At 45.9% G+C, this 9,326-nt stretch carries 7 protein-coding genes; 4 read left to right on the top strand and 3 right to left on the bottom strand.

The genetic code is table 11. The features are described 5' to 3' along the window. Positions 1-693 precede the first annotated feature (693 nt). A complete protein-coding gene (locus tag QUB51_RS04405; RefSeq protein ID WP_445243016.1) occupies positions 694-2,145 on the bottom strand; it encodes a hypothetical protein in 1,452 nt (483 codons plus the stop codon). 613 nt (positions 2,146-2,758) lie between these two features. On the opposite strand from QUB51_RS04405, the gene QUB51_RS04400 reads away from it, so the two are divergent. Continuing rightward, positions 2,759-4,258, top strand: a complete 1,500-nt coding sequence (locus QUB51_RS04400; RefSeq protein ID WP_333057846.1) for a GUN4 domain-containing protein — start codon at positions 2,759-2,761, stop codon at positions 4,256-4,258. 349 nt (positions 4,259-4,607) lie between these two features. Beyond that, positions 4,608-4,871, top strand: a complete 264-nt coding sequence (locus QUB51_RS04395; protein ID WP_333212631.1) for a hypothetical protein — start codon at positions 4,608-4,610, stop codon at positions 4,869-4,871. Positions 4,872-5,000: 129 nt separating this feature from the next. Here the strand turns inward: QUB51_RS04395 and QUB51_RS04390 are convergent, their stop codons facing one another. Continuing rightward, the gene (locus tag QUB51_RS04390; RefSeq protein ID WP_333057848.1) at positions 5,001-5,528 is read right to left on the bottom strand and encodes a P-loop NTPase family protein; all 528 of its coding nucleotides are present in this window, start codon (positions 5,526-5,528) and stop codon (positions 5,001-5,003) included. A gap of 428 nt (positions 5,529-5,956) precedes the next feature. On the opposite strand from QUB51_RS04390, the gene QUB51_RS04385 reads away from it, so the two are divergent. Together QUB51_RS04385 and rph are read left to right on the top strand one after the other, a co-directional pair. Further along, positions 5,957-6,523, top strand: coding sequence for a nucleoside monophosphate kinase (locus tag QUB51_RS04385; protein WP_333259776.1), 567 nt, complete (start codon positions 5,957-5,959; stop codon positions 6,521-6,523). Between the two features lie 126 nt (positions 6,524-6,649). Then, a complete protein-coding gene (gene rph / locus QUB51_RS04380) occupies positions 6,650-7,369 on the top strand; it encodes a ribonuclease PH (RefSeq protein ID WP_333057849.1) in 720 nt (239 codons plus the stop codon). Positions 7,370-7,760: 391 nt separating this feature from the next. Here rph and QUB51_RS04375 read toward each other — a convergent pair. Beyond that, a partial coding sequence (locus tag QUB51_RS04375) for a CHAT domain-containing protein (RefSeq protein ID WP_333392979.1) occupies positions 7,761-9,326 on the bottom strand: 1,566 nt, incomplete at its 5' end.

Raw genomic sequence — 9,326 nt, 5'->3', positions numbered from 1 at the left:
TATCAATTACGCACTTGATTTAGCTAAACACTTCATCTTATCATGTTTGAGGTTGAAATTAAGATGCGTTTACCCTGACTTTACAGATGGGCAATAAAAAATATCATTTCATCTAAATTAGATATATAGCAATCCTAAATGATTCGTGTAATTCTTGTAGGGGCTCTCCCCACGCCCGGTTGCCCCGATGCAGGCTGGGGTAGGCACGGGGAGTAGGGGTAGCACTACCCCTACATATTTTTACAAATGATGCGAGGATTGCTATATAGCAATCCTCGCATCAGTTTCAATAACTGGTTAACTTCCAAGCTCTGCCTGGGAACCGATGTAAGCGAGGCTCTGCCTCGGCCCCGACTATGGAGGCTCTTCCTCCGGATCTGCGTTACCAGGCTCTTCCTGGTAACGAGTATAATCATTTAGGATTGCTATATATTGATATAATATACGTCTAAAAAAAATGAGCTTTATCGCTAAAAACGTGAGTTCCCAGACCGCTGAGGACCCTAACGGCGGTCTAACTCACTACCGCGCTGAATGTGGGATGCACAACTCTGCAGATGACTCTGGTAGAGAATGCCGATCGCACATGAAACTTTACAATTCCAGCAAGTTTCATTTGCTGGAGTTAAAGCAGGGTAATTGCTAATTGCTAATTGGGGAAGAAAAAAATAAGTAAAGCGGTGGAGACTTGCGCTAACGCGGGGCTATCCGTTGCAGTTCTTTGGCTTGTTCTAAAATTTTCTCGAAGTCTTCTTCGCTCAACCGCTGAATGTAGTTGATTTTGAACTCTTCTAGGAAATCGCACAGCAGCAGTTGTATTTCTTGCCAGGTTTGCTGCTGTTGCAGTTCGGTGCCTAAAGCTTGCCCGAAATGTTGGACTAGCTGGCTTGAAAGTTTGATGCTTATGGGGTCTTCGCTGGCGATTTTGAAGGCTTCGTAGGCATCTTGGGGGCCGAGGGTGGCTAATTTTGAGAGTTCTGCAACTAATTGCTGTGCTAGCTGTTCGGGCAGGTTTCCCAGACCGGGTACTTGCTTCCATCCTTGATAGAGGGGGGATTGTTTGAGGAAGCTTTCAATATTGTACCGGAGGAGGGCTTCTAGGTCGGGCTGGAGTTGGGGGAGGACTTTGTAGACGGTTATTTGGACGAGATGGGTGGCGATCGCTTCTATTTCATTGATATTGTTGATGTCTAGATAGCGCTGTTTTGGGGATTTAAAGAGTTGACGAGCGAGTTCGCCTGTGGTAATTGATTGTTGCATCTGGTTGATGAGTTGAATTACTACAACTTCGGTCAATTCTTGGGCGAAATTGGCGACGAAACCTCGGCTGATTTGGGTGCGTATGGGTTGGAGATCCGGCATTTTGGCTTGGTGGATGCGAATTGTGACGGGTAATATTCGCAACAGGCGCCAGAATGGGAGCAGCAGGAAGATGTCGTACCATCGCCAGAGCATGGCCGATCGCCAAGTGACGCTGCGGTGGCGGCGGCCGATCGAGTAGGTACGGGCTAGAAATTCGATCGCGAATATGGCAATAAATGGCAGGTCAATTAGCCAGAAGTTATCGGTAAATTCGCCGTTTTCTCCAATCTCGCGGTAATAGTTGGTGGCGATTAATGGCTTGATTTTGGAGTCAAACCACTGGATTTCTTTTTGCCAGTCTTGTTTGTTTAAATAGTCAGGGCTCCAAAATCTTTGGAATGATTGTTTAGCGGAGTCTTCTGGATTCGGGACGCGATCGCGCATCCGGTCTTTGATTTTTTCTAGGGTGCCACTTTTTGATGCTACTCGAAAGGGATCTTCGTCGATCATTTTCGCGCTCAGATTGTTTATTTCCTGCAATTTGGCTGCTACTTGGGGAGAGGGCAATCCTGTTTGCACTACTTGAATTTTTAATTCTTCTAAGGTTTCCAGATATTGCTGGGTGTCTCGGTGGGGTTTAATTCCTTTAAATGGGTCGTATACTTGAGTTAGAACTGGGAGTTGCCGGAAGTAGAAATCTCGTCCGGGGACGTAAGTTATGTCAAATAATACTAGGCTTAAATTTCCTAGGGCGACCAGTGCCATGAACCGCTCGAACCAAGGTACTTTTGGTGATTTTTTGCGGGAGTTTGGAGTTGGAGAGGGCAGTAGTTTTGGTGTCACTAGCGGTTCCTAATTAAGTAGACCGATCGAAATAGATGTAACTGGTAATAGCTGAAAAAAGGAAACAGGGAAAACTGGCTAAGTGTCCGATCGAGTTCGGATGGCGATCGCGGAAGCTAGTCTTTATTTTAACGTGCGTTTGTTGGGGATTTTTGGATTGTTAATTATGCCTGGTTAAGTTAAATATTTTACGGGTAAAATATTTAGGTCGATCGAACTTGACGGAAGCTGTGGCTCCCGTTAGTGTGCTTCTCTCTGGCAATAAAATTATATCTCAGGCGGAATCCTTAGTTTTTTTGGCGTTGCAGTGCTCACGGGGCTGGCAATAAATGACTATTTCTGTTTGATCTACGGGCTATTTGACCGCTAAATCAAATGTATTGCACGCAGCGGAGTCTAAGGTTAGATGTGGACTTCGAGTTTGAGGTCAAACCCTCAAGAGAGTTATACTTGCTCAGGGGTGGCAGTCTGGTGAGAGCGCCCCCTCTGATGGCGAGGGTGGCTGCCGCCTCCGCAAGGTTCGAGGTTTCGCCTCTACAAAAACCAGCTCGCGATCGGACTCTTGAATAATATAAAACCCTTCCTACTAATTTTGTTCGCATTTTTTTAATATATGACATACTGCCTTAATCTCGATTGCCCAAGAGACAAGCGTCAGAACCCACCAGGCACAAAGTATTGTCTTAATTGTGGTTCAAAGCTGCTGCTAAAAGACCTTTATGCAGCAACTGAACCGCTACGCGATGGGGGATTTGGCAGGACTTTCCGAGCTGTTAATCATGGAAAATTTGAGGAATTGTGCGTGATTAAACAGTTGTCACCCCCTCAAGAATTTCAGCGGAAGCCCGGTCATTTTAAAAAATATGTTCGACTGTTTGAACAAGAGGCAAGGCGGTTATACGAACTGAAGCACCCGCAAATTCCTCAGTTAATTTCTTATTTTGAGGAAGATGGGCGCTTGTATTTGGTGCAAGAGTTTATTGATGGCAATAATTTAAAGGATGAGTTAGATAAGTACGGTGCTTATAGCGAAATTAAAACTTGCGAACTGCTGTTAGATTTGTTGCCTTTATTGAAGTTTGTTCATGACAGAAATGTAATTCACCGCGATATTAAGCCGGAGAATGTGATCCGCCGATCGCGCGATCGTAAGTTAGTGCTGATAGATTTTGGGGTTTCCAAACAGGTAGTAGCTGCTGCTCCCACCAAAACAGGAACGAAGTTGGGAACTCCCGGCTACGCGGCTCTAGAACAGCGTCACGGTAGGGCTGTTCCGGCTAGCGACCTTTACAGTTTGGGGGTGACTTGCATTCGCTTGCTGACTTCTGTTATGCCTTATCTGGATATCTACGGGGACATTCACGATGACCTTTACGATCCGCTTGAAGGCCGGTGGCTGTGGAGGGAGGCTTTGCCAAAAGGAACACAAATTAGCGAGGATTTAGGTCAGGTTTTGGATAAGTTAATTCAGGAATATGTTAAAGATCGCTACAAATCTGCTGTGGAAGTTTTGGATGCTTTAAAACCTCCTGTTGTTGTTGTCCCCGTGCTGGAAAAGTCGCAGCAGGCAACTGTTGTTAGTCCTTCGGTTCCGACTCAACCTGTGACTGATACTCTGTTAATTTCTGTGAATTTAGACTCAGAAAAAGGTATTGATTATTCTCACTTGGCAAGGCTGCTGGCTGCTAAAAATTGGCGTGGTGCTGATGAGGAAACTTCTGTGAAAATGCTGGAGGTGATGCAGCAAAATTCACGGGGTTATTTGAGTGAGGAAGATATTAGGAAGTTTCCAGCTAAGGATTTGCAGACTATCGATCGACTTTGGGTGCGGCACAGTCACCGCAGATTCGGTTTTTCTGTGCAAAAGGGTTTGTGGCTCAAGTTGGGGGGAAAGCCTGGTGTTTATGATGCTACAGTTTGGGAGAAGTTTGGCGATCGAGTGGGCTGGCGGGTTAACAGCCAGTGGGTATACTATTCGGAGCTGAATTTTTCTTCTAAAGCAAAGCCTGGACATTTGCCGGGGGGGACTGTTTTTGGGTGGGAAGGCGGGGTTTTGTGCGGTGTTTTGGGTTTGGGTGGGATCTGGTTTCTGCTGTCGCGGCGGGATTTGTAAAACTCACATCTTGCACTATTCTCGCTTAACAGGCTTTCCGGCCTGTTCCACAAAGAGTGAATTTTCTTGTGGAACAGGCCGGAAAGCCTGTTCATAAAAAACTTATTGAGAATGGTGCAATATCTCAGTAAAAGGAAGGTAGAAGGTAGAAGGCAGAATTTATTAGTGAGGCTGCACCCCAAGCGAAGTCGAAGTGTTAGTCATTAAATAGTTTTGAGTTGGGAATTAAAGAGTTAATAAGTGTGGAGTTTAATCATCTGTTCTGTAAAAAGTAGCTCTAAAAAAAGCGAAAAATAAGATATAATCCCAAACTATTTTTTTTGTGCTATGTTCTTAGAGAAGGGCAAGTTTGCAAAGTCAAAAGCCAGTCTTCGGTCGTGGCCAACGAGGGGGACTGGCTTTGGCTCCAATTTACCAAGGAGATTTATCTAGTATGTTGCAAGAAAAACGTCTCAAGCCGTGGACTATAGTTCGCTCGCTTCCAAATGTGGAAAAGGTGGTTGTGGGTGAGTTTCGCAGTTGGTCTGATGCAGACGGTCACTTGAAAATTCTCAAGCGGATGGTGCCGGCAGATCGATTGAGTGTTGTCTTCGATCCGGTAGTTCAAGCGTAACGTCGCTGGTAAATTGATCAGCGTGCGATCGCTCTTTGAGCTAAGCGATCGCCTCTTTTTTTTTGATACTGTTTTTTTACATAAAAAATGCGATCGCTAAACAGGCGATCGCAAATTGAATCATTGTCCTTAACTGCGGCGAATTTCCGTAATTTGGTCGGCAACATCCAAAATTCTTTGGGGCATCGATGGCCCGGTAAAAATCATATCCAAATGATGGGGCTTGTTGTCAATCAATGCCACCACTTCGGCTTCGGGAATCAAGCCCAAATTAACCGCTAAACTCAATTCATCGAGAATAACTAAGGCATAACGACCTTCACGCACCGCATTTTGAACATACTGCCACAATTGTTCGATCGATCGCGTCTCCAGCTCATCTAGATCGGCATTCTCAATACAGCGTGACAAATCGCAGCGCATCCAATCTAAATTTTGCCCCAGCCGCACCGGATGCTGGTGCCCTTGATTAATTCCCCCTTTGAGGAACTGCACCGCTAGCACGGGAGCTCCCTGTCCTGCAATTCTGAGGGCCTGAGCCATGACACTGGTAAAAAAGCAGCGGTGCGGGCCTGTAAAGACTTGCACCAGCCCTTGAACTGTGTAGGGCAAGCTGTGGGTTAAATTGAGTTTAGGGGTTTGTAACTGAGCAACCATAGGGCAATATTTAATCAGCAACTAAGTCTTGAGTGCAGCTCCGACCTTGGTGCGGCTGAAGCCTGCTTGACAATATATAGTGTACTGGGCCGGGTGCACATCCGATCGAACACTATATATATAAGTTGTCAAAAGCTCGCGGCAGTGGCATTCGCAGTCGTTTGTTCGATTTTTGAACTCAATTAGCACTTAGGCAGAAACGGGGTTTTTTACTAAAATACGGCGTGGAGCTTGACATTTATACAGTTATAGGGTGAAAAACCACGGTGATGAGAGCATTTTTTGTAGGAAGTTATTTAATCCACGATCCTTAGATAGTTAGAGGGTGAAAAAGCAAGGCGATGAGAGTCTTGGGAAGTCCAGGACTGTGAAGAAAAAGTACACACATCGCGTAAAATTTGAATGTCGCGGCACTAGGAGCAGGGACTGTGAGAGTGGTGATTCTGGGAGGGCCAGGAGCGGGAAAGGGAACTCAGGCTGAACTACTGTGCAGCAATTTGAGCCTTCCTTTGCTGGCTGTGGGGGATATTCTACGGGAGGCGATCGCAGAAGACACAGATTTAGGCAAGCTGGCGGTGTCTTATGTCGAAAAAGGGGAATTAGTTCCCGACGCAACTATGATTGAATTCTTTCGCCGCCGACTGCTGCTGTGGGATGTCTTTAATGGCTGGATATTGGAGGGCTATCCGCGAACTGCTTTTCAAGCTGAGGAGTTGGATTTTTTATTAGAGGAGTTGGCGCAGGAGCTAGATTGGGCAGTTTGGCTGAAAGTGCCGATCGAGGTTTTGCTGAGTAGGTCGATCGAGCGCGATCGATCGGATGACCATCCTGAAATATTACAGCGTCGGCTGGATTTGTTCCACGAACGCACTATTCCTCTTTTAGAGTATTACGAATACCGCAACAAACTGTTAACTATTGATGGCGCTCAATCTCCACAACAAGTCCAGCAGGATATTCTCAAATTAATCGAGGCTAAGAGCAAATCATTATAGGATTTTAGATTTTAGTAGATTTTAGATTGAATGACTGCATATTTACCGCATCAAAAAAACCGGAATATTAATACCAACTTTTAAAGTTTTAATGCCTAATTACCTATTACCAATCACCTAAATATTATGTCTTTCCAACGTCCAGATGGCAGACTACCAAATCAAATTCGTCCGATTAGTTTCGATCGACAGTTTACCAAATTTGCTAGCGGTTCCGTGCTCGCGAAAAGTGGCGATACTCAGGTACTTTGCAGCGTTACAATCAAGCCGGGAGTGCCTAGATTTCTGGAGAATACCGGACAAGGTTGGCTGACAGCGGAATACCGAATGTTGCCGGGATCTACGCCGCAGCGACAAGAGCGGGAATTTATGAAATTATCGGGACGGACTCAAGAAATTCAGCGGTTGATTGGGCGCAGTTTGCGATCGTGCTTGGATATGCAACTATTGGGAGAACGCACAATACTTGTCGATGCGGATGTTTTGCAAGCGGACGCTGGGACTCGCACGACTTCAATTACTGGCGGGTTTGTGGCTGTGGCTGACGCTTTGAACAAGTTGGTACAAAAAGGTGATTTAGTGCGATCGCCCTTGATTCGCCAAGTGGCGGCCGTGTCTGTGGGACTTTTGGAAGGGGAGCCATTTTTAGATTTGAATTATCTGGAAGATGTGGCGGCTGAAATTGATTGTAATGTGGTAATGAATGGAGATTTGAATATCATCGAAATTCAGGGAACTGCGGAAGAGGGAAGTTTCAGCCGGAGTCAGTTAAATCAAATTTTGGATGTGGCAGAAACTGGAATTCAGGAATTGTTGGAGGCTCAGCGGCAGGCTTTGGTTGAGTAGTCCGGCAGTCCGGCAGGGGTTGAAACCCCTGCCTCAAAGCTAAAGTCCTCTTAAGAGGACTGAGAAGAAGAATTTTTCAACTCATTAGTCCTCTTCAGAGGACTTTAGCTATTAGCCAGGGAATTCATTCCCTGGCGGACTGGCGGGCGGGCGGGAGGACTGGCGGACTGACGATTTAAGTTGACACAAATTGGCCGGGCGCCGTGTTCTCTATATAATAATTCCGGTGCAATCGGAAACGATATCAAGCGATCGGGTGGTGGCGGACTCGGCATAAAAAATAGTGAACAGGCCGATCGCACTCGGAACTTGCTTGCTTGCGGGCGATCGACTTTTCCCGAAAAACCATTAATATCCCACTAATAACAACTCACTAATCACTAATCACCCATCACCAAGGACTCCCAATCATCACAAAAGCCGACCAATAATAAGGATGCGACAACTTTAAATCCGCAAACCCTTGCAGCGAACTCGGCAACTCCACCCCCTCACCCCGACTCAAACCCCGCAATCGGCCACCCTCCAAACGCACATCTCCCCGCAACATCGCAATTTGCGCTTGTCGCAGCGCCGCCCCCTTAATTCGCGCCGTCTTCAACTGCTGGTAAAACTCACTCATCAATCCCAAAGTACCTTCATCACTCACGTACCACAAACTTCCCAAAGCCGTTTGCACCCCCGCTTGCAGCGCCAAACCCCCAAAACCCAACTCGGCCTGTGCATCTCCCACCGCAGTCCGACAAGCACTTAAAACTAACATATTCACCTGCGGATCATTCAATCTCAAATCCCGCAATTGATCCAGTCGCAGCCGACTATTCCACAACTGAATAAAAGAATTATTTGGTGTTCCAGGTCGAAATTCGCCGTGAGTAGCTAAGTGAATAACCCCAAAAGATCGGCTTTGATGCTGTCGCTTCAAATTCTCCAAAGTGAAATCCTCATTCAGAAAACTAACTCCCGGCCACTCTCTAGAAATAGCGGCTATTTCTGCAGGAACCGCAGGCAAAGGATTCAACTCGGAAAATTCCGAGGCACCCATTGCTAAAACTTGAGAATTTCTGAGATCGACGTAGCGGGTATCTGTTAAATTAATGCTGGGCATCAGGCTGAGATTGTACTTTTCCACCAAAAATTGCTGTCCGTCGTGCAAAGCAGCAAAGGGCATACCTCTCAAACCTCGATCGACAACAAAGGAAATAGTATCCGTTTCGCACTTTTTCAAACTGTCCTCTAAAGGCCCAATCATCCACTTATAAAGCTGTTGGGAAGATGGTAGATAACTGGTAGTAGCCCGCACCCCCGGTTTGGTAATCTCACCCCTGAACTCATTTACAACTTTCAGAAGTTCTTGTCGGTTCGCTGACGGCACACTTTTGTGAACCACTTCACCGCAAGAAGTGATCAGCATTAAATTTAATTCTTCGGGCTGCGAGAATAGATAAATTAAGCTGGGTTTTGTGCCGGTTTCTTTACCCGCTGATTCTAACTTTTTTTGAATTTCCTCTGGGGATACCAACTCGTTGCTGATGTTGATGCCTAAATATTCCCCGAATTCTTGGCTGAAAGATTTGTCCAGCAGAGACAAAGCTTCCGATATTTGGCCTGTCTCCAAATTCCTGCCGATGTCGCCGCGAAATGCTGACTGAATAACTGAATCTAGGATATTTGAATTGATGAAATTTCTCACTTCTCTGGGAAATTGCATCCTTTCGCGCGGCATCCTTTCTCCGGGTTTTCCTATATCTCGCGATATTCTGTTTTGATTCTGCCGCTGTTGGCGGCTAAAGGGTTGGTTGGGATCGGGGAAAAGCGATCGCCCTCTATCTAATGCAAATCTATCCCTTGGTAATATTGGCGGCGAATTGGGATTATTAGGATTATTGGGATTATTGGGATTATTGGGATTATTAGGATTATTGGGATTATTGGGATTATTGGGATTATTGGGATT

It is taken from the genome of Microcoleus sp. AT8-A3, assembly GCF_036705675.1.
Classification (GTDB): Bacteria; Cyanobacteriota; Cyanobacteriia; order Cyanobacteriales; family Microcoleaceae; genus Microcoleus.
Note: the sequence above shows the minus strand (reverse complement) of the source record. Positions and strands in the feature narration are given on the sequence as shown.